This window comes from Streptomyces sp. NPDC058291, from assembly GCF_042880855.1.
Lineage (GTDB): Bacteria > Actinomycetota > Actinomycetes > Streptomycetales > Streptomycetaceae > Streptomyces.
The window spans coordinates 62,719-82,279 of record NZ_JBHVYK010000030.1 but is presented as its reverse complement, the minus strand read 5'-3'; the positions used below and the strand labels follow the sequence as shown (position 1 = coordinate 82,279).

Here is a 19,561-nt window from a genome sequence, read left to right as displayed (position 1 = left end):
GCTTCCCTTCGGTCTTGCGTTTCCGACTCTATCAGACCGTTTCCCGGTCCGATTTCCTCGGTGCTTTCCAGGTTCCCGCTTTTCTCGCGGTTTCCTTTCCGGCGGTTCCGACTTTATCAGAAGTCTCAGGCCGTTTTGACCGGCCATTCACTTTCCGACTTATCGGGATGGCCTCGATGGAATCTGCGATTCGAGAGGCCGCCTAGATACTAACCGCTGCCGACCGGACTCTGTCCAGTTCCAGGCAACTGTTCGAATCTACCTCCCCACGCGCTCCGTGTCAACGGCTTTTTGTGGGGCGACGAGGAGACTAGCAGTTCGTCAGGGCGGATCGCACATCAGGCGGCCGTGGGCACCGTGGCGCTGCGCTCGGCGGCCTCGACGTCGCCTGTGTCGCCGGCCCGGGCGGCCCTGCCGCCGAGGACGTAGACGTAGGTGAGGAAGGCCAGTTCCGCGGTGACGCCGATGGTGATGCGGGCCCAGGTGGGCAGGCCCGACGGGGTCACGAACCCTTCGATTGCCCCGGAGACGAAGAGAACCAGGGCGAGTCCGATGGCCATGCCGACGGCGGCTCGGCCCTCTTCGGCCAGGGCGTTGCGGCGGGTGCGGGGGCCGGGGTCGATGACGGTCCAACCAAGACGGAGCCCGGTGCCGGCTGCGACGAAGACCGCCGTCAGTTCGAGCAGGCCGTGTGGGAGGACGAGGCCGAGGAAGGTGTCGAGTCGGCCCGCGGAGGACATGAGGCCCGCTCCGATGCCGAGGTTCAGCATGTTCTGGAAGAGGATCCAGAGGACCGGGAGACCCAGGAAGACGCCCAGGACGAGGCACATCGCGGCGGCCTGGGCGTTGTTCGTCCAGACCTGGGCGGCGAACGCCGCTGCTTGGTGGCTCGAGTAGTACGTCTCGTAGAGGCCGCCGGGCCGGGTGAGCTCCCGCAGTTCGTCGGGGGCCGCTATGGAGGACTGGACCTCTGGGTGGGTTCCGATCCACCACCCGAGGAGGACGGCGACGGCGGTGGAGAGCAGCGCGGTCGGTACCCACCAGTGGCGTGACCGGTAGACCGCGGCCGGGAAGCTCTGTGTCAGGAAGCGGGTCACGTCGTGCCAGGAGGCGCGACGGGTTCCTGTCACCGCGCTGCGCGCGCGGGCCACGAGCTGGGTGAGACGGCCGGTGAGCTGGGGGTCGGGGGCGCTGGACTGGATCAGGGAGAGGTGGGTGGCTGCGCGCTGGTACAGGGTGACGAGTTCATCCGTCTCGACGCCGGTGAGGTGGCGTCGGCGGCGCAGGAGGGCGTCCAGGCGTTCCCATTCCGCGCGGTGGGCGGAGACGAAGACGTCGAGGTCCATCGGTGTGCCTGCTCCTTGCCTGCTCCTCGGCTGTTCTTCAGGGCCGGTGGTGATGTCAGCTTGTCCTACTGCGGCGCGATGTGCCGTCAGCTTGGCAGACTGGCCGTTCGCTGGGGCGGGCCGGGGAAGGGATGACGGGCGTGAGTGAGCTGGTGACGGGCGAGGCGGTGGCGCTGGAGCTGCGGCCTGCCAGGCTGCCCAGCCGGGCGTTGTCCACGTTGCTGGATCTGGTCGTGGTTTTCGTGGTCTATGTCGTCGTGAGCGTCGCGCTGTTGGCTGCGACGGCCTCTTTGGACGAGGCTGCGCGGATCGCGCTGTCGATCGCGACGTTCCTGCTCGTGCTGGTCGGCGGGCCGATCGCGGTGGAGACGCTCAGCCACGGTCGCTCGCTCGGAAAGGCGGCGTGCGGATTGCGGGTGGTGCGGGACGACGGCGGGCCGATCCGGTTCCGGCATGCGCTGGTGCGGGGTGCGATCGGTGTGGTGGAGATTCTGCTGACGATCGGGGTGGTGGCTTGTATCGCCTCGCTCGTGTCGGCGCGGGGGCGGCGGCTCGGCGATGTGTTCGCGGGGACCCTGGTGGTGCGTGAGCGGGTTCCGGCGGCGCGGTCCGGTTTGGTGCCGCCGCCTCCGCCCTGGCTGGCGGGGCGGTTCCAGGGGCTCGATCTCTCAGCGGTGCCGGACGGTCTGTGGTTGGCGGTGCGCCAGTACCTGGGGCGGATGAATCAGCTGGATCCGCAGGTCGGCTTGGCCATGGCACAGCGGTTGGCCGGTGATCTGGCCGCGCGTACGGGGGTCCCGGTTCCGCAGGGAGTGCCGTCGGCCGCTTTTCTCGCGGCGGTGCTGCAGGAGCGGCAGGTTCGGGAGGCGAGGCGGGTCTTCGCGGGCGGGTCCTTCGGCCCGGTTCCGCAGGGCCCGGGCCGGCCGCCGGCGCCCTTCGAAGGGTGGAGGCCGGTCGGGCCGCTCGCGCCACCCCCTGCATCGCCGTCATACGGACCGTCGGTGGTATCGGGATCCTCCGTGTCGTACGAGGGTGCTCCGGTGCGGGAGGCCGGTGATCGGTCCGAGGGGGGCGGCACCGGGTTCGTGCCGCCGGCGTAGGTCCGCCTGTCCGAATTCCGCGGCGGCGGGCGGGGATCAGGCGAACGTGGACGGGGGTGTCTCGAGGTCTTCCAGCTCGATGCCGGGGGCCGCGAGGACGACGTCCCCGGCGATGTGGACGATGTGCTGTTCGCCGGTGTCCAGGGCTGTGACCTGGTATTCGTCCACGGTCAGGGGGCCGTTGTCAGTGGCGTGTGCTTCTCTTCCCAGCAAGGCCCAGGACTGGTCCACGGTGCGCGGGGCGAGGACCGGGTCCGTGAAGGCGACGAGGCGCACGCGGGTGGCCGAGGAGGAGGGGGTGAGGCGTAGGAGCCGGGTGGTCGCGACGAGGAATGCGGGAGAGGTGCCGGTGAAGGCGTGGGCGGGGACGTTGCCCTCTGTGGCGTCGGCTCCGGCGGGGTCGGTGCGGACCCAGGTGACGCCGTCCAGGGCCGCGCCGCGTACCTGCCAGCTGCTCGCGTGGAGTTCGAGGCGCAGGGGGCGGCCGAGGTCGTCGAGGGTGAGGTCGACGGAACCGGTGTGCTCGCCGGCGAGCGTGGTCAGCTGGGAGACGTAGCGCCAGCCGGACGGGCCGGGGGCGCAGTGGAAGTGCTCGTGGGCGAAGGGGGTGTGATCGTGCGGATCGTGGAGCGAATAGCGGCCGCGGGGCATCGGGGTCCTGGGGGGTGACAGGGCGGCTGGTCCGGTCTGTTCTGGTCCGGTCTGTTCTGGTCCGGTCTGCTGCGTCGTCTCGGCGGGCGGGTCGGGCGGGCCGGCGGCCGGTTCCGGCGGTTGGCCGAAGGGGCAGGCCCCCGTCACGGGGGTGCGGGGGCCTGTCCCGGAGGACCGATGAGGGTCTGCCCGGTGCCGAAGGACGCGTCAGTGCACGGACGCGCCCTTCAGCGGGTGGGCTGCGGTGTGGGCTGCGGACTCAGTAGCGGTACTGGTCCGACTTGTAGGGGCCGTCGACCTCGACGCCGATGTACGCCGCCTGCTCCGGGCGCAGCGTGGTCAGCTTGACGCCGAGTGCGTCGAGGTGGAGGCGGGCGACCTTCTCGTCCAGGTGCTTGGGCAGCGTGTACACGCCGGTCGGGTACTCGTCGGGCTTGGTGAACAGCTCGATCTGGGCCAGGGTCTGGTCCGCGAAGGAGTTGGACATCACGAACGAGGGGTGGCCGGTTGCGTTGCCGAGGTTCAGCAGACGGCCCTCGGACAGCACGATGAGCACCTTGCCGTCGGGGAACGTCCACGTGTGGACCTGCGGCTTGACCTCGTCCTTGACGATGCCGGGGATCTTCGCGAGACCGGCCATGTCGATCTCGTTGTCGAAGTGGCCGATGTTCCCCACGATCGCCTGGTGCTTCATCTTGGCCATGTCCGAGGCCATGATGATGTCCTTGTTGCCGGTCGTGGTGATGAAGATGTCCGCCTTGTCGACGACCTCGTCGAGGGTCGTGACCTGGTAGCCGTCCATCGCCGCCTGCAGCGCGCAGATCGGGTCGATCTCGGTCACGATCACCCGGGCGCCCTGGCCGCGCAGGGACTCCGCGCAGCCCTTGCCGACGTCGCCGTAGCCGCAGACGACGGCGGTCTTGCCGCCGATGAGGACGTCGGTGGCGCGGTTGATGCCGTCGATCAGCGAGTGGCGGCAGCCGTACTTGTTGTCGAACTTCGACTTGGTCACGGCGTCGTTGACGTTGATCGCCGGGAACAGGAGGACGCCGTCGCGCTGCATCTCGTACAGACGGTGCACGCCCGTGGTGGTCTCCTCGGTCACGCCGCGGATCTCCGAGGCGAGCTGGGTCCACTTCTGGGAGCCGTCGGTGATCGTGCGGTTGAGGAGTTCCAGGACGACGCGGTGCTCGTCGTTCTCGGCGGTGTCGACCGAGGGGACCTTGCCGTCCTTCTCGTACTCCACGCCCTTGTGGACGAGGAGGGTGGCGTCACCGCCGTCGTCGAGGATCATGTTCGGGCCGCCGGTGGGGCTGTCCGGCCAGGTCAGCGCCTGCTCGGTGCACCACCAGTACTCCTCCAGCGTCTCGCCCTTCCAGGCGAACACCGGTACGCCCCGGGGGTCGTCCACGGTGCCGTTCGGGCCGACGGCGATGGCGGCGGCCGCGTGGTCCTGGGTGGAGAAGATGTTGCAGGACGCCCAGCGGACCTGCGCGCCGAGGGCGACCAGGGTCTCGATGAGGACGGCGGTCTGCACGGTCATGTGCAGAGAACCGGTCACCCGTGCACCGGCCAGCGGCTGCGCCTCGGCGTACTCGCGCCGGATCGCCATCAGGCCCGGCATCTCGTGCTCGGCAAGGGTGATCTCCTTGCGGCCGAAAGCGGCCAGGGAGAGATCGGCGACCTTGAAGTCCTGTCGGTTGTCGACAGTCGTCATGGTGAGCTGCTCCTCGGGGTTGGTTCGAGAGGGTGGATACGGCTGGTCTGCGCGGCGGCGGACACAGGGGTGCCCCAAGGAGGACACAGGCATGCCCGCGTACGCGCAGCGCAGTCCGTCGGAGGCCCTCTCTCCCTCGGCCGGTCCGCACCGGGACCGCCCGACCGCCATCAGCAGCGACGTCTGGCTCCGTTCCAAGCTACACCGCGGGCGCGGGCGGCCCCAGTCCGCGTCCGGTCGGATCGCGCCGATCGCGGGCGGCCGGGAACGGCGACACGGCCGGCCCGTGGTGTCCGGCGGGCCCTGTCGGGTGGTGCGGGGCGGGCTCAGTGCTCGGAGGGCTGCGGGGTGGGGCCGCCCGGGGTGGCTTCCCGGTCGGGGCCCTTGGCGGCTTCGGCCTCGCTGTAGATGTCCGGTTCGAGGTAGATCACGCGGGCGATGGGGACGGCGGCGCGGATGCGGGCCTCGGCGGCGTTGATGGCGGTGGCCACCTGGCCGGCCGTGTCGTCGTGCTGGACGGCGATCTTGGCGGCGACGAGGAGTTCCTCGGGGCCGAGGTGGAGGGTGCGCATGTGGATGACGCCGGTCACGGTGTCGCCGTCGACGATGGCGGCCTCGATCTTCTGGACGTCTTCCAGGCCGGCGGACTCGCCGAGGAGCAGGGATTTGGTCTCGCCGGCGAGTACGAGGGCGATGAGGACGAGGAGGACGCCGATGCAGACGGTGCCGATGCCGTCCCAGACGCCGTCGCCGGTGAGGAGGGCCAGGCCGACGCCGCCGAGGGCGAGGACGAGACCGATCAGCGCGCCGAAGTCCTCCAGGAGGACGACGGGCAGCTCGGGGGCCTTGGCGCGGCGGATGAACTGCGACCAGGAGAGCTTGCCGCGCAGTTCGTTGGATTCCTTGATGGCGGTGCGGAAGGAGAAGCCCTCGGCGATGATCGCGAAGAGGAGGACGCCGACGGGCCAGTACCAGTGTTCCAGCTCGTGCGGGTTCTTGATCTTCTCGTAGCCCTCGTAGATGGCGAACATGCCGCCGACCGAGAAGAGGACGATGGAGACGAGGAAGGCGTAGATGTAGCGTTCGCGGCCGTAGCCGAAGGGGTGCTGGGGGGTGGCCTCGCGCTGGGCCTTCTTGCCGCCGATGAGGAGCAGGGCCTGGTTCCCGGAGTCGGCGAGGGAGTGCACGCCTTCGGCGAGCATGGACGACGAGCCGCTGAACGCGAACGCCACGAACTTCGATGCCGCGATCGCGAGGTTGGCGCCGAGTGCCGCCACGATCGCCCTACTGCCGCCTGACGCGCTCATGTGTTCGGGTTGTCCCTTCGCCTTCGTACGTGCGGTTCGCCGTTCAGGCCTTTGCCCGTCCTTTGCCGGTGGGTCATTCTTGCAGCCCGTTCCGGCGACGGTTGTTCTGGTATCCCCAAGCGCGGTCAGACAATCACTGTGGCGCGGAAGAGGGTGCCGGCGCCGGACGCCTCGGCCTTGTCGGCGGCGGGCACGAACACCGACTGGCCCGGGGTGAGTTCGTGGTCGCCGGCCCGCACGGTTCCGGCCGTGCAGAGCAGGATCTGCGGGGTGTCGCGGGTGAGGTCGTGGACGGGGCCGCCCTCGGAGAGGACGTGGCGGGACAGGCGGAACTCGTCGATGGGGGTCTCGTAGACCTCTTCGCCGTCGGGTGCGGCCTCGGGGCGCAGGACGCCGGGATCGCCGGGTTCGAAGCGGACGACGCGCAGCAGTTCGGGGACGTCGATGTGTTTGGGGGTGAGGCCGCAGCGCAGGACGTTGTCGGAGTTGGCCATGATCTCGACGCCGAGGCCGCCCAGGTAGGCGTGCGGGATGCCGGCGCCGAGGAACAGGGCTTCGCCGGGCTGGAGCCGGACGTGGTTGAGCAGCAGGGCGGCCAGGACGCCGGGGTCGCCGGGGTAGTGGTGGGCGATGCCGGCGTAGGGGGTGTAGTCGCCGCCGAGGCGGTCGCAGGCGGCGGCCGTCCGGGCGACGGTGTGGGCCGTCTCCTCACGGTCGGCGGTGAGGATCGCCGTGAGGACCTCGCGCAGGGCGGCGTCCTCCGGATGCGCGTGCAGGAGGTCGACGTACGGCTTGAGGGAGTCGACGCCCAGTCCGTCGAGGAGGTCGGCGGCGTGCGCGGGGGCGCGGAAGCCGCAGAGGCCGTCGAACTCGGTGAGGGCGCAGAGGAGTTCGGGCTTGTGGTTGGCGTCCTTGTAGTTGCGGTGCGGGGCGTCGACGGGGATGCCGCGGCGCTCCTCGTCCGCATAGCCCTGTGCGGCCTGGGCGAGGTCGGGGTGGACCTGGAGGGAGAGGGGGGCGCCGGCGGCGAGGAGTTTGAGGAGGAAGGGCAGGCGCGGGCCGAACCTGGCGACGGTGCGGTCGCCGAGCTCGCGGGCCGGGTCGGCGTCGATCACCTCGACGAGAGAGCCCCGGTCGGTGCGCGAGGGCGCGCCCGGATGGGCGCCCATCCACATCTCGGCCTGCGGTTCGCCGGTCGGCGCCGTGCCGAGCAGGTGCGGGATCGCGGTGGGGGAACCCCAGGCGTAGGGGCGGATGGTGTTCTCGAGGCGGTCCATGCGGTTCTCTCTGCCTCCCCTGGGCGTCGGTCGCCGGGCGTCGGTCGCCGGTCGTCCGGTCATCGGTCGTCCGGTCGTCGGGCGTCGGGCGTCGGGCGTCGGGCGTCGGGCGTCCGGTCGTGATCGGCGGACGGCCGGTGGGCGGATGACGGTCGGTGGATCAGGCCCCTGAGGCGAGCGCCAGGTAGACGGCCGCGAAATCCGTGGTGGCGATCAGCTCGGCGAGGGTGACCAGTTCGTCGCCCTCTTCGGGTTCGAGTTCGCTGATCGGCGTGTCGTGGCCGAGGGCCAGGTCGCGGGCGGCGGGGGCGGCGGTGAGGCCGCCGATGGGGCGATCGCGCAGCAGCACCACGCGCGCGTGCAGGGCGGGGGTCTCCTCGACGCGGTCGCGGAAGAAGTCGTCCGGATCGGCGCCGGCGGCGAGGGGACCGGCGAGGAGCGCGCTGTGTTCGGCGAGGGCCTCGGGAAGTTCGGCGACGAGGGCGGGACGGCCCGCGAGTTCGGCGAGGGCGGCGGCGAAGCGGCGGCCGGCGGGGCCGGCGGAGGTGCCTTCGGTCCAGATCACGGGGAGGGCGTCGGCGAGTTCGCCGGCCAGGGTCTTGGCCGGGTTGCTGTAGGTGGCGACGGCGGGGCCGCAGCGTTCGGCGACCTGGTCGAGCCGGTCGGCGACCGCCTCCAGCGCCTCGGGCGGGGCGGAGATCAGGGAGATCCGGTCCAGGAGGACGAGGAAGGGCGTCAGCAGGGCCCAGAGGACGCCGGGGGCGGAGGCGGCCACAGGGGGCTGCTCGTCCTGTTCGTACGGTGCGGTCGCCAGGGGGACGAACAGGCTGTGGCCCGTGGCGGCCGCTTCGGCGAGCGGGGTGCCCGCCGGGGCGACGGCGACGACGGTGCAGCCGCGGCGGTAGGCCTGCTCGACGAGGAGGGCGAGGCCGGGTTCGCTGCCGTCCGGGGTGGCGATCAGGAGGAGGTCCACGGACCCCGTCCAGCCCGGGAGTTCCCAGCGCAGGGCGCCCGCGGCGGGGGCGACGCCGGTGGGTGACAGGCGGACGACGGGGCAGGCGGCGCCGGCGAGCGTGCCGAGGAGGTCGGCGACGCTGACGGCGGCGGCGCCGGGACCGGCGATGAGGATGGCGCGGGGGCGGCCGTCCGGCGTGAGGTCGCGGACACCGGCCTCGGTCGCGTGCCGGGCGGCGGTGCGGACGCGGGCGCCGGCCTCGGCCGCGCCGCGCAGAAGTGCTCGGCGGTCGGCCTCGGCGAGGGCCTCCGGCGTGTCGAGCAGCGAGTCGTCGAGCATGGCGGCAGTCTCCGATCGCCGGGGGGGCGTCGTCGGTGTGCGGGGCCGGGGGTGGGGTGCGCGCGGGGAGGCTGCGGGGTTCGGCGGGGCCTGTGGGGGGCCGTTCCTGCTGCTCCCTGCGGTGCGTGGTCGCCCGGGTGGGGTCGGTGCTTGGCAGTGGTGCTCGGCATCGGGCGGGTGTGCGCCGGACGGGCCGGGCGCTCGGGCTGATGCCGGGGCTGGGGCGGCGGTCGCGGACGGGGCGCGGCGCGTGGTTACGCGGGGCGCCGGGCCTCGTCGACGAGGAGGACGGGGATGCCGTCGCGGACGGGGTACGCCAGACCGCAGTCCTGGCCCGTGCAGATCAGCTCGGTGTCCTGCTCCTCGAGAGGGGCGTGGCAGGCGGGGCAGGCGAGGATCTCCAGGAGGCCGGCTTCGAGCGGCATGGTGTGTCCCTTCGGGGTGGGCCGGTGTGCTTCCGGGCTGTGCCGGCGGGTGGTGCCGGGGTGTGCGGTTGTGCCTGGTCAGGGTACCGCCGGTGAAGGTGGGGCGTGGGGGGTCGGGTGGAACGCGGCGGGACCGGGCGCAAAGGCGGTCGGCGGTCGCCGCGCCGGGGCGATCGCGGCGGCGCCCGTCCTTCCCGCTCACCGGGCGTCAGCTGGGGTTTCGTGCTGTTCGTCGTTGCGCTGCGGGGTGCCCGGGCCGACGGCGCGCGCTGTCTGTGCTCGGCCGGGCTTTTCGGGCGGGGTCCCTGGGCGAGGACCTCGGCGAGTCCTCGCCCGCGTGCGGGGTGCGGTCAGGCCCGGATGATCGCCAGGGCCTCGTCCCGGATCTTGGTCATGGTCGGTTCGTCCCGGGCTTCGGCGTTGAGGCGCAGGAGGGGTTCGGTGTTGGAGGGGCGGACGTTGAACCACCAGTCGGTGGACGAGACGGTCAGGCCGTCGAGTTCGTCCAGGGTGACGTCCTCGCGGTCGCCGTAGGCCGCCTTGATCGCGGCGATGCGGCCGGCCTGGTCGGCGACCGTGGAGTTGATCTCGCCGGAGCCGCTGTAGCGGTCGTACTCGGCGACGAGGCGGGACAGCGGTCCGTCCTGCCCGCCGAGGGCCGCCAGGACGTGGAGGGCGGCGAGCATGCCGGTGTCCGCGTTCCAGAAGTCCTTGAAGTAGTAGTGCGCGGAGTGCTCGCCGCCGAAGATCGCGCCGCAGCGGGCCATCTCCGCCTTGATGAAGGAGTGGCCGACGCGGGTGCGGACGGCTGTGCCGCCGTGCTCGCCGACGACCTCGGGGACGGTCCAGGAGGTGATCAGGTTGTGGATGACCGTGCCCCTGCCGCCGTTGCGCGCGAGTTCCCGGACGGCCACCAGGGCGGTGATCGCGGACGGGGAGACCGGCTCGCCCCGCTCGTCGACGACGAAGCAGCGGTCGGCGTCGCCGTCGAAGGCGAGACCCAGGTCGGCGCCCTCTTCACGGACCCGCTTCTGGAGGTCGACGAGGTTCGCCGGGTCCAGCGGGTTGGCCTCGTGGTTGGGGAAGGTGCCGTCCAGTTCGAAGTACAGGGGGACGACGGACAGGGGAAGGCCGTCGAGGACGGTCGGGACGGTGTGGCCGCCCATGCCGTTGCCCGCGTCGACCACGACCTTCAGGGGGCGGATGCAGGTCAGGTCGACGAGTGCGCGCAGGTGTGCCGCGTAGTCCTTCAACGTGTCGGCCTCGGAGATCGTTCCGCGCTGCGGCGCCGCTTCGGGGGCGCCTGTGCACGTCCACCTCTCGACCAGTTCGCGAATCTGCGTCAGACCGGTGTCCTGGCCGACCGGGGCCGCGCCGGCCCGGCAGAGCTTGATGCCGTTGTACCGGGCCGGGTTGTGCGAGGCGGTGAACATCGCTCCGGGCAGGTTCAGCGCGCCCGAGGCGTAGTACAGCTGGTCCGTGGAGCACAGGCCGATCTGGGTGACGTGCACCCCGAGGGCCGCCGCGCCGCGGGCGAAGGCGCCGCTGAGGCCGGGCGAGGAGGGGCGCATGTCGTGGCCGACGACGATCGCCTCGGCACCGGTCACCTGGGCGAAGGCCGCCCCGAAGAGTTCGGCCAGCGACTCGTCCCACTGGTCCGGGACCACTCCGCGCACGTCGTACGCCTTCACGATCTGTGACAGATCAGCAGCCACGGCCAACCTTCCTGAAGTCCTGTAGGTCACCACAAACTACCCGTGCCGGTTCGGCGTCCGCCGTCGGGCCGCCGGGAAACGCGCCGGCGCGGTGACGCCGTCGGCTCCGGGGCGTCCGGGCCGCCGGGGCCGGTCCTTCGGGCACGCGCGCGTGCGGGCGGCCGGCCGGCCTTCGAGCGCCGTCAAGACGGTTTGGGCGGCGGGGAGTCGCGCGACGACGTGGGCGGGAGCGGCGAACAGGGCGCCGGCGGCGGTCGGTTCGCGGGCGCGGGGCACAACTCACCGCTCACCGCTCGGCGCGAGGGGGAGGAAGGACGAGAGGGGAGTACGGGAACCGGGTCAGTTGTCCGGGGAGCGCAGGACCCGCAGGTGGCCGCGGCGGGCGACCTCCATCGGGTCCGCCCTGCGTCCCGCGCCGCCGGCTCCGGCCGCGCGCTCCTGCGGACGGGCCGCCTCGCGGACGGCGTTGGCAAGCGCTTCCAGGTCGTCGCCGCTGGGGCGGGCGGGCGCCGACCCGTCGAGGAGCCGGACGACCTCCCAGCCGCGCGGGGCGGTGAGGCGCTCGGAGTGCTCGGCGCACAGGTCGTAGCAGTGGGGTTCGGCGTAGGTGGCGAGCGGACCGAGGACCGCGGTCGAGTCGGCGTAGACGTACGTCAGCGTCGCGACGGCGGGTCGGCCGCAGGCGGTGCGCGAACAGCGACGTACAGGGCTCACGACGTTGGACGGTACCGCACTCTTGAGCGGGCCGCGACGACTCTCCACCAGGTCACTCCACCGTGTCGTGTTGTGAAACGCCCCACGGGCCACTCCAGTCATACCCCGCTGACCTGCGCGAACACCAGCCCTTGAGCGGAAGTGGTCGTCGGAGCGCGGTCATCACTCGGCACAAACAGCAGCAATTGCCATGAGTTCGCCGGTCGCCGGGAAGTACGGAATCGAGCCTGATCTTGGCTGGAACGGTCGTTCCGCGACAGGGAGTGAGCGGCTGCCGACGCAGGCCGGGAAGCCGTGTGGGGCCCGGCGCAGGGGAGCGGCCGGTACTACGCTGCAGTGGTGATGGACAGCCCCGTACCGCCCCCCGCCGCAGGCCCAGGCCCCCGTCGTCGTGATCGCCACGGCCGGGGCATGCGAGGGCCGATCGCGCCCCCGCAGGTGCCGTTGGCCGCCAGCCGCGCGGACGTGTTCGCCGACCTCGTGCAGGATTCCGTGGAGCGCCTGGAGCGGCGGTGGCCGCAGCTCGCCGACATCGACTTCATGGTGCTGGAGGTGCCGCGGCTGGACGCGGCCTCGGAGCCGTGGAACGACGAGGCGGTCCCGTTGGGCGGGACGATCTCCGCGCGGGAGGGCCGGCGGGCCCGGGTCGTCGTCTACCGCCGGCCGGTCGAGATCCGCACCAAGGGGCGCGACGAGCGTGCCGCACTGGTGCACGAGGTGGTCGTGGAGCAGGTCGCGGAGCTGCTGGGGCTGACTCCGGAGACGGTGGATCCGCGCTACGGCGAGGACTGAGCACCGCCTCGCGCGCCCTTCGTCCGGGGCCCCTGCGGCCCTTCCGGGTTACTTCTGCAGCACCGTGACGTCCTCGTCGGCCTGGGGCACCGACACCGTCCCGCGGTCGTCGGGCAGGGTCTGGACGGTGAAGCCGGGGACGCCTTCCCGGGTGGACGTCAGGGTGCGGGAGGCGTAGACCGGGGTGGCCGTGAGGGTTTCGACGGTCAGGGCGTAGCTGCCCTTCAGGCCGGTGGGGACGGGGAGTTCGACGTCCTGGGTGGTTCCGGCGCGGACCGTGTACGTCTTGGAGACGGCCGTGCCGCCGCCGCTGCCGGCGGACGCGGTGACCTTGACCTTGGCGGCGCCCTCGGGGGCGGTCAGGGAGAGGGTGGCGCCCTTGGCGCTGTTGCCGGCGGCGGACGCGCGGCGGCCGACCGGGGCGGTGGCGGGGATGAACGCGGACTCCTGGGCGTCGCCCTTGCCGCGCAGGACGCGTACGGCGGCGGCGACCGGCACCGACTGGTCGGTGGGGGTGAGGATCAGGGATCCGGCCTCGCCGCGCGTGACGTCGCCCAGGTCGACCGAGACCGTCCGGCCCGCCTTGACGTGCACCGTCTCGTGCCCGGCGGGGGTGATCAGCCCTGAGGGCGAGGCGAGTTGGACTTTGAGGTCCGCGTCCGCGTCGCCCGGGGCGTAGGCCACCAGGCGGACGGCCGTGGCGTCCTTGGGGATGCCCGGGATGACCTGGGCGGGCGCCGGGTCGGTGGCGGCGGCCAGCCAGTCGCCGCCGAGTTTGTCGTCCAGGGCCTGCACGGCGGCTCCGAGGCGGCCGCCGCGGACGTTGACGTGGACGGTGAGGTCCTCCTGCTTCTCGCTGGTGAGCGTGGACAGCAGGATCGGCTCGCTGGAGTGGGCGGGGACGGTGAGGTCCTCCCCCGCCGTGGTCGCGAGGGCGCCGTCCTTGCCGTAGAGCTCGATGTCGACGACGGCGGCGGAGTCGTCCGGGTTGGTGAGATGGACGTAGTCGGTGCGGGCGGCGGCCGTGCTGACACCGGGGAACCAGAAATCCGTGTCGGGGGCGGAGCAGGCGAGGCCCTGCAGGCCGCGGCCGCTGCCCGCGGCGACCTCCGTGGTCTCCTGGACGGTCCAGCCGGGCGCGAACTGGCCCTCGGCGGTGCCCAGGAGTGCGGGCGCGTCGCCGCCCGTGGTGTCGCCGACGGCCGGGGCGCCGGGCGCCTTGGGGGTGATGACGGGCTTCACGGCCGTCTTTTTCTTGCCGCTCGTCTTGCCGGTCGGCTTCCCGCTCGCGTTGCCGGTCGGCTTCCCGCTCGGCTTGCCGCTCGCAGCGCCGCTCGCCGGGTCCGCCGACTCCTCGGCGGCGGGGACCAGTTCGGCCCTGCCGTCGTCGCCGGCGCCCTTGGTGACCGGCGTGAAGGACGTGTACGACGTCTCGGCGAGGTCGGAGGTGCTGGGTGAGGGGCAGAGCAGGCTCGTGCGCTCCACGGGCAGTTCGGCGGCCGCCTTGGCGGTGTCCTGGCCGGGGACGTCCGGCTGGTCGAGCGCGGCGAACCCGGTGACGGCGGCCAGCGCGGCCGTGCCGGCGATCAGGGACAGGGTGGTGCGGTTCACTGCTGGCTCCCGTCGGGACGCTCGTCGCCGGTGTCGTGGGGGCGCCGGTCCGGGTCGTGGGCGGGGTCGTACCCGCCCTGGCCGTAGCCCGACGGGTCGTAGCCCTGCTGCTGGTAGGTCTGGTCGTACGACGCCTGCCGGGCCTGGCCGTCGTAGGCGTACGGGTCGTACTGGCCTGCCTGGTAGGGGTCGTAGGCCTGCTGGTCGTAGCCGCCCTGCTGGTACTGCTGGGCGCCCGGGTACTGGTCGCCCTGGTACTGCTCGCCCGGGTAGCCGCCGTACTCGGCGCCGGCGTAGGCCGACCGGTCCCAGTCGCCGTAGGGCTGTTGCTGCGGGACCGCGGTGGGGGGCTGTTCCTGCGCGGGGAGGGCGAACCCGTCGTCCGGGCCGCTTTCCTGGGGTTCGGCCTCGGCCTCGGCCTGGGCGCGCAGGCGGCGGGCGCGGCGGCCCTCACCGTCGACGGCCTGGGCGGGGATCGGCTCCTCCTCGGGGAGGTCGTCGTCGACGTCACGGCGGCGGCCGGGGAGGGCGAGGACGACGAGGACGAGCGCGAGCAGGCCCTGGGCCCACAGCCAGGCGGTGTGGGTGAACGGGTCGTCGTAGGTGACGTCCAGCCTGCCGCCCGAGGCGGGGAGTTCGAAGCCCTGGGCCCACCCGTCGACGGTGGTGGGGGTGAGGGCCTTGCCGTCGAGGGTGGCCGTCCAGCCGTCGGCGGCGGCGTCGGCCAGGCGCAGCAGGCGGTTGCCGGAGCCGTCGGGGACGGTGGTGTGGATGTCGACGGGGCCCGCGGCGACCGGGGTGGCCGCGCCCTTGCCGGAGTCGGCGACGACGGCGGCTCGGGAGACCTCCTGGCCGACCCGCCACAGGGCGCTGCCGTCCTGCTGGCTGAGTCGCTTCAGGCCGGGTGTGGCGTCCAGGACGCGGGTGGCCTCGCGGGGCGCGCCCTTGTGGACGAGGACGTAGCCCACGGCGAACTTGCCGAGCTGGTCGGCCTGGTCGGCGCCGGAGCCGGCGACGAGGTTGGCGACGACCTTGTCGAGCTGCTTGTTCTCGCCGTCGGCGGCGGCGAGTTCGGCGTCGCCGAGGCGGGCGCCGGAGCCGCGGACCAACATGTAGCCGACGTGGGCGGCGTCGCTGTCGAGGACGAGGGTGCGGGCCTGGTCGCGGTCGCCGGCCTCCTCGGCGACGAACGCGGGCACCTGGACGGGGTCGCGGCGCTGCAGCGGGCCGTCGGCGCCTGCGATCATCCAGCCGGCGGCGACGAGCAGCGGGCCCGCGGCGGAGGCGAAGGCGATGAGCGCGGCGACCGGCTGGCGCCAGCCGAAGCTCTGTTCGGCGACACGCGTGCGTGCTCCGTCGGCGCCGATGACGGCGGCGGCGAGGAGGGCGATGCCGTAGACCAGGGTGGCGGGGCCGGCCCAGGTGGAGTCGTTGGACAGCACCGCGAAGACGAGGCCCACCAGGGCGACGGCCCAGGCCGTCCAGACGCCGAAGTGGCGTTCGGAGCGCAGCAGGGCGGCCAGCGCCGCGAGCACGACGCCGATGAGCATCAGGCCGTCGACGGTGCCGGGGCCGCCGGGGCTCGCGCCGAGCAGGTCGAACGCGGTGGCGGTGGAGGGGCCGTAGTCGAGGCCGGCCTGGGTGAAGAAGCCGAACGGCAACAGGGACAGCGACCAGGGCGCGAGGACCAGCAGGGGGGTGCCCAGCTGGGCCAGGAAGCGCGGGCCGTAGGCGGTGATCTCGCGGCGGCGCACGGCCAGGACCGCGAGGCCGAGGACGAGGGCGATGGGCCAGACGATCGGCGTGAACGCGGTGGTGATCGTCAGCAGCAGGGTGTAGGCCCAGGTGGCGCGCCAGCTGCCGCGGCCGCCGGAGCGTTGCGTCAGGCCGCTCGCGGCGGCGCCCGCGCGGGCGATGAGCGGCAGCAGGACGGCCAGGACGGCGGTGCCGACGCGGCCGCCGGCGAGGGCGCCGGTCGCGGCGGGCAGGAAGGCGTAGACGACGGCCGCCCACGCGCGCAGGAGGCGTGACTCGACGAGGGGGCGGGAGGCGAAGTAGGCGGTGAAGCCGGCCAGCGGCACCGAGCAGACGAGCAGCAGGGTGAGGGCGAGGCCGGTCGAGCCGAACAGCAGGGTGGCCAGGGTCGCGATGATCGCCAGGTAGGGCGGGGCGGCGGGGGTGCCGCCCACGCCGACCGGATGCCAGGCGTCCACGTAGCGCGACCACAGATCGGAGGCGTCCGCGGGGGCGGGCAGCAGGGCGCCGCCCGCGAGCGCGCCGCCGCCGAGCAGGTTGCGGCAGGCGACGAGGGAGACGAGCAGCAGGACCAGGAAGAGCACCGGACCGGGCTTGCGGGCGATGCGCTTGAGGCGCGCGAACTGCTCGATCTCCAGGAAGTCGGCGTCGTCGCCGCCGGGTCCGGACTCGACGGCGCCGCCGTGCCGGCCCGCTCCGGAGACGGCCTCGGGGTCGGAGGAGCCGAAGAAGTCGCCGACGGCCTGCTCGACGGTGGCCCGTACGGTCGCGCCGGGCGGCGGGAACAGGGCGCGCAGTTCGTCCTTGTCGACCGTCGGCTTTCCGCGCCTTCGGCGGCCGGCGATGATCCGCTCGGGGCGCAGCAGGGTGCTCAGCAGGCCGCGGATCTCGTCGAGGGCCTGGCCGGGGACCTTGCCGACGAGGTTGGCGACGGTCCGCAGGAGCGTGCCGAGGACCAGGCGGACGAGGATCCAGGGCAGCAGCGCGGTACGGCTGTTGACGAGGAGGGTGTAGACGGCGCCGGCCTTGTCGACCTTGTGCGGGGAGGCGGTGGTGCGGCCGGCGCAGTCGACGGCGCGGCGCTCGCGGGAGGCCGCCTCCGCGTGCCGTACGACGGCTTCGGGGGCGATGAGGACGCGGTGGCCTGCGGCCTGCGCGCGCCAGCACAGGTCGACGTCGTCGCGCATCAGGGGCAGCCGGCGGTCGAACCCGCCGAGCCGGTCGAAGACGTCGCGGCGGATCAGCATGCCTGCGGTGGACACGGACAGCACGGACCGGACGTGGTCGTGCTGGCCCTGGTCCTGTTCGCGGCGGTCCAGGCCGGTCCAGCGGCGGCCGGAGTGGGCGATGGTGACGCCGACCTCGAGGAGCTGGCGGCGGTCGTACCAGCCGCGGAGCTTGGGGCCGACGACGGCGACGTCGTCACGGCCCAGTTCGAGTTCGTTCTCCACCACGCGCAGGAGTTCGGCCAGCGCGTCCGGTTCGGGGGCGCAGTCGTCGTGCAGGAGCCACAGCCACTGGACGGGCTCGCCGTGCGGGAGCTCCGGCAGGTCGTGGGCGTCGTCGCGCCAGGTGCGGGTGACGGGGTCCCAGCCGCTGGGGCGCTTGAGGTACGGCAGTTCCTCGGGGGTGAGGAGGGGGGCCGTGCGGTTGGCCTCCTCGACGGCCTGGCCGAATCCGGTGCGGCGGGCGAGGTGCAGGACGCGGTCGTCGCCGAGGGCCTCGGTGACCAGCCGCGCGGAGTCGTCCGAGCTGCCGGTGTCGGCGGCCATCACGGACTGGACGGGGCGCTCCTGGCCGAGCAGCCCGGCGAGCGCGTCGGGCAGCCAGCGGGCGCCGTCGTGGGAGACGATCACCGCGGTCACGACATGACGCGGGAACTCAGGTGTGGCAGCGCCGTCTTGACGGGCTGCCGTGTGGCTGTGCACGGACATCGAGGTACGGGCCCCGGTTCGGTGGACTGCGGTGGACGCCTGCGCCGTATGGGGGCGGCGGGGTGTCTCGGACGAGCGCCCACACTATCGGCTGGGCAGGACGACGGCCCGCCGCCTGTGGACAACCCACCTGCGACGGGCCGTTCGGGCCCTCGTGCCCGGATGCGTCTCGATGCGCCTCGGTATCGGGACGTCCTGCCGCCGCGGCGCCGTCCGTCGCGCCGGTCGGGCGTGGACGGTCCTCAGACCGCCGCCTTCTTCAGCCTGCGGCGTTCCCGTTCCGACAGTCCGCCCCAGATGCCGAATCTCTCGTCGTTGGAGAGGGCGTACTCCAGGCATTCGGAGCGGACCTCACAAGCGAGGCAGACCTTCTTCGCCTCGCGGGTGGAGCCGCCCTTCTCGGGGAAGAAGGACTCGGGATCGGTCTGGGCGCACAGTGCGCGCTCCTGCCAGCCGAGTTCCTCGTCCGCGTCGTCGACGTCGACCAGCAGTTGCTGCACCAGCTCGGTCATGTGCGCCCCTCGCTCTGTCTTTCGCGTCCCCGTGACGTGGCCGTTACCGATTCCGGCTGAACGACACGAGTGAAATTACAAGTGTGCTGCTCCGGGCGAGTCAAGCCGAGATCTGCTATTGGGCCCCTTATTCACTCTGCGGAACCAAGGCCATGCGGAAAGTGTTCAAATCGCCATAAACCTTGACAAGCAGATGGAGCCCCGGAGGGCCACCGCCCCGCACACGCCTGTACGGGGAAAGACGCCCGGAGGTTCGATCCCGTTGCGGCACGCACGCGGAAGCGAACCGGATCACAGTCGGATCACGGGATCGCCGCAGGCTCGCGCGCCCGGCTTGTGCGCCATGTGTCCCGGTCACCCCCTGCACAAACCTTTCACCTCGCAGATAAACCGAATGAGGTGAACCACGTCCCACATACCGGGTGCCGAGTTGACAGTGCGGGTGTGAACCGGTGTCCTTGTGGGCATGCTCGCGAACTTGGCACTCACCTCGACCGGCTCCGCCGGGTCCCACGGTGCTGCCCTCGTTCGCTGTAGCTGTTGTCGCCGTACCAGCTGTTGAGCCCAACGCGCTCCGGCTGCACCCGTCGAGTCCACCGCGACTCGGCTGCTGTCTCCCTCCGGCCCACACCAGGGCGTCCCTGTTCCCCCGTGATCCGGGCGGACGGTCCGTGACACCCAGCGAGCCCCCCACCACTGCCGCCTCTTCCGCCGAGGAACCACGCATCCATGAACAGCGACAGCGACCTCCAGATCGCCGGCGACATCCTCGAAGTCCCCCACCTCCTGCAGGCGCCGCGCGAGCACCCGGCCACCGTGGCCGAGTTCGCCGGCCTCGCCCGCTCCGTCGCCGCCGACCGCGCCCGGTGGGAACACCTGGTGCGCTACGACGCGACGTCCCGCTGGTACCACCTGCTGCGCACCGGCCCCGGCTACGAGGTGTGGCTGCTGTCCTGGGTGCCCGGCCAGGGCAGCGGACTGCACGACCACGGCCGCTCCTGCGGCGTGCTCACCGTGCTGGACGGGGAGCTGACCGAGCGCACCGAACGCGGCAAGCGGGTGCTGGGGGCCGGGACGCAGCGCGTGTTCGCGCCGGGGTACGCGCACGAGGTCGTCAACGACGCGCTGGAGCCCGCGGTGAGCCTGCACGTCTACTTCCCGGGGCTGACGGAGATGCCGATGCACCCGCAGTCCCGCCCGGGCGCCGCCGACGCGGCCGCGATGGCGTGCGCCGCCCCCGGGACGTACGGCCCCGCGAACCCCGTCAGCGCGTAGCCGCGCCCCGCGTCCCGCGTCCCGGCTGGGCGGGCGGCGTTCGGGCGGCGTTCCACGGGTGGGCGACGCGCCTCGGCGGCGGGCGGCGGACGCCGTTCACCCGTACGGGCGGCCGGGTCGTCCACAGGCGGGCGGT

At 72.6% G+C, this 19,561-nt stretch carries 16 protein-coding genes; 4 read left to right on the top strand and 12 right to left on the bottom strand.

All coding sequences use genetic code 11. The features are described 5' to 3' along the window. Positions 1-206, top strand: a 206-nt coding sequence (locus ACFVYK_RS17755; RefSeq protein ID WP_389774548.1) for a hypothetical protein, incomplete at its 5' end; no start/stop codon positions are given. Between the two features lie 132 nt (positions 207-338). Here the strand turns inward: ACFVYK_RS17755 and ACFVYK_RS17750 are convergent. Beyond that, positions 339-1,346, bottom strand: a complete 1,008-nt coding sequence (locus ACFVYK_RS17750) for a stage II sporulation protein M (protein ID WP_389774545.1) — start codon at positions 1,344-1,346, stop codon at positions 339-341. A gap of 140 nt (positions 1,347-1,486) precedes the next feature. Between ACFVYK_RS17750 and ACFVYK_RS17745 the strand changes: the two genes are divergently transcribed. After that, positions 1,487-2,446 (top strand): RDD family protein, encoded by a 960-nt coding sequence (locus ACFVYK_RS17745; protein ID WP_389774542.1) that lies wholly within the window; start codon positions 1,487-1,489, stop codon positions 2,444-2,446. A 36-nt stretch (positions 2,447-2,482) separates the two neighbouring features. Here ACFVYK_RS17745 and ACFVYK_RS17740 read toward each other — a convergent pair whose 3' ends face one another. The 8 genes from ACFVYK_RS17740 to ACFVYK_RS17705 all read right to left on the bottom strand — a co-directional run bounded on the left by ACFVYK_RS17740 (position 2,483) and on the right by ACFVYK_RS17705 (position 11,594). Further along, positions 2,483-3,097, bottom strand: a complete 615-nt coding sequence (locus ACFVYK_RS17740; protein WP_389774541.1) for a hypothetical protein — start codon at positions 3,095-3,097, stop codon at positions 2,483-2,485. 259 nt (positions 3,098-3,356) lie between these two features. Next, a complete protein-coding gene (ahcY, locus tag ACFVYK_RS17735; protein WP_389774539.1) occupies positions 3,357-4,814 on the bottom strand; it encodes an adenosylhomocysteinase in 1,458 nt (485 codons plus the stop codon). A 326-nt stretch (positions 4,815-5,140) separates the two neighbouring features. Then, positions 5,141-6,121, bottom strand: coding sequence for a cation diffusion facilitator family transporter (locus ACFVYK_RS17730; protein WP_389774537.1), 981 nt, complete (start codon positions 6,119-6,121; stop codon positions 5,141-5,143). 125 nt (positions 6,122-6,246) lie between these two features. Next, a complete protein-coding gene (manA, locus tag ACFVYK_RS17725; protein WP_389774535.1) occupies positions 6,247-7,398 on the bottom strand; it encodes a mannose-6-phosphate isomerase, class I in 1,152 nt (383 codons plus the stop codon). Between the two features lie 160 nt (positions 7,399-7,558). Beyond that, entirely contained in the window at positions 7,559-8,692 is a 1,134-nt protein-coding gene (locus tag ACFVYK_RS17720; RefSeq protein WP_389774532.1) for an SIS domain-containing protein, read from the bottom strand. Between the two features lie 254 nt (positions 8,693-8,946). Beyond that, a complete protein-coding gene (locus ACFVYK_RS17715; RefSeq protein WP_078936097.1) occupies positions 8,947-9,117 on the bottom strand; it encodes a Trm112 family protein in 171 nt (56 codons plus the stop codon). Between the two features lie 350 nt (positions 9,118-9,467). Continuing rightward, positions 9,468-10,832 (bottom strand): phosphomannomutase/phosphoglucomutase, encoded by a 1,365-nt coding sequence (locus ACFVYK_RS17710; protein ID WP_389774530.1) that lies wholly within the window; start codon positions 10,830-10,832, stop codon positions 9,468-9,470. A 339-nt stretch (positions 10,833-11,171) separates the two neighbouring features. Continuing rightward, complete coding sequence (locus ACFVYK_RS17705) at positions 11,172-11,594, bottom strand: DUF3499 domain-containing protein (protein WP_109005420.1); 423 nt, start codon at positions 11,592-11,594, stop codon at positions 11,172-11,174. A 363-nt stretch (positions 11,595-11,957) separates the two neighbouring features. Between ACFVYK_RS17705 and ACFVYK_RS17700 the strand changes: the two genes are divergently transcribed. Further along, positions 11,958-12,338: a metallopeptidase family protein gene (locus ACFVYK_RS17700; protein WP_389774529.1), complete on the top strand. Its 381-nt coding sequence runs from the start codon at positions 11,958-11,960 to the stop codon at positions 12,336-12,338. Between the two features lie 48 nt (positions 12,339-12,386). Here ACFVYK_RS17700 and ACFVYK_RS17695 read toward each other — a convergent pair whose 3' ends face one another. From ACFVYK_RS17695 to ACFVYK_RS17685, 3 genes are all read right to left on the bottom strand, one after another. Beyond that, complete coding sequence (locus tag ACFVYK_RS17695) at positions 12,387-13,949, bottom strand: DUF5719 family protein (protein WP_389774526.1); 1,563 nt, start codon at positions 13,947-13,949, stop codon at positions 12,387-12,389. Further along, positions 13,946-17,638 carry a glycosyltransferase gene (locus ACFVYK_RS17690; protein WP_389774523.1) on the bottom strand — a complete coding sequence of 1,231 codons (3,693 nt, stop codon included), beginning with the start codon at positions 17,636-17,638 and terminating at the stop codon, positions 13,946-13,948. The genes ACFVYK_RS17695 and ACFVYK_RS17690 overlap by 4 nt, the downstream gene beginning before the upstream one ends. 242 nt (positions 17,639-17,880) lie before the next feature. Next, positions 17,881-18,150: a WhiB family transcriptional regulator gene (locus ACFVYK_RS17685; protein WP_069768511.1), complete on the bottom strand. Its 270-nt coding sequence runs from the start codon at positions 18,148-18,150 to the stop codon at positions 17,881-17,883. Between the two features lie 729 nt (positions 18,151-18,879). Between ACFVYK_RS17685 and ACFVYK_RS17680 the strand changes: the two genes are divergently transcribed. After that, positions 18,880-19,425: a cysteine dioxygenase gene (locus tag ACFVYK_RS17680; protein WP_389774521.1), complete on the top strand. Its 546-nt coding sequence runs from the start codon at positions 18,880-18,882 to the stop codon at positions 19,423-19,425. Positions 19,426-19,561 lie beyond the last annotated feature (136 nt).

Coding starts and splice junctions, on each gene's coding strand:
- ACFVYK_RS17720 (WP_389774532.1), bottom strand. CDS start 8,692: ATGCTCGACGACTCGCTGCTCGACACGCCGGAGGCCCTCGCCGAGGCC.
- ACFVYK_RS17680 (WP_389774521.1), top strand. CDS start 18,880: ATGAACAGCGACAGCGACCTCCAGATCGCCGGCGACATCCTCGAAGTC.
- ACFVYK_RS17690 (WP_389774523.1), bottom strand. CDS start 17,638: ATGTCCGTGCACAGCCACACGGCAGCCCGTCAAGACGGCGCTGCCACA.
- ahcY (WP_389774539.1), bottom strand. CDS start 4,814: ATGACGACTGTCGACAACCGACAGGACTTCAAGGTCGCCGATCTCTCC.
- ACFVYK_RS17750 (WP_389774545.1), bottom strand. CDS start 1,346: ATGGACCTCGACGTCTTCGTCTCCGCCCACCGCGCGGAATGGGAACGC.
- manA (WP_389774535.1), bottom strand. CDS start 7,398: ATGGACCGCCTCGAGAACACCATCCGCCCCTACGCCTGGGGTTCCCCC.
- ACFVYK_RS17685 (WP_069768511.1), bottom strand. CDS start 18,150: ATGACCGAGCTGGTGCAGCAACTGCTGGTCGACGTCGACGACGCGGAC.
- ACFVYK_RS17730 (WP_389774537.1), bottom strand. CDS start 6,121: ATGAGCGCGTCAGGCGGCAGTAGGGCGATCGTGGCGGCACTCGGCGCC.
- ACFVYK_RS17740 (WP_389774541.1), bottom strand. CDS start 3,097: ATGCCCCGCGGCCGCTATTCGCTCCACGATCCGCACGATCACACCCCC.
- ACFVYK_RS17700 (WP_389774529.1), top strand. CDS start 11,958: ATGCGAGGGCCGATCGCGCCCCCGCAGGTGCCGTTGGCCGCCAGCCGC.
- ACFVYK_RS17715 (WP_078936097.1), bottom strand. CDS start 9,117: ATGCCGCTCGAAGCCGGCCTCCTGGAGATCCTCGCCTGCCCCGCCTGC.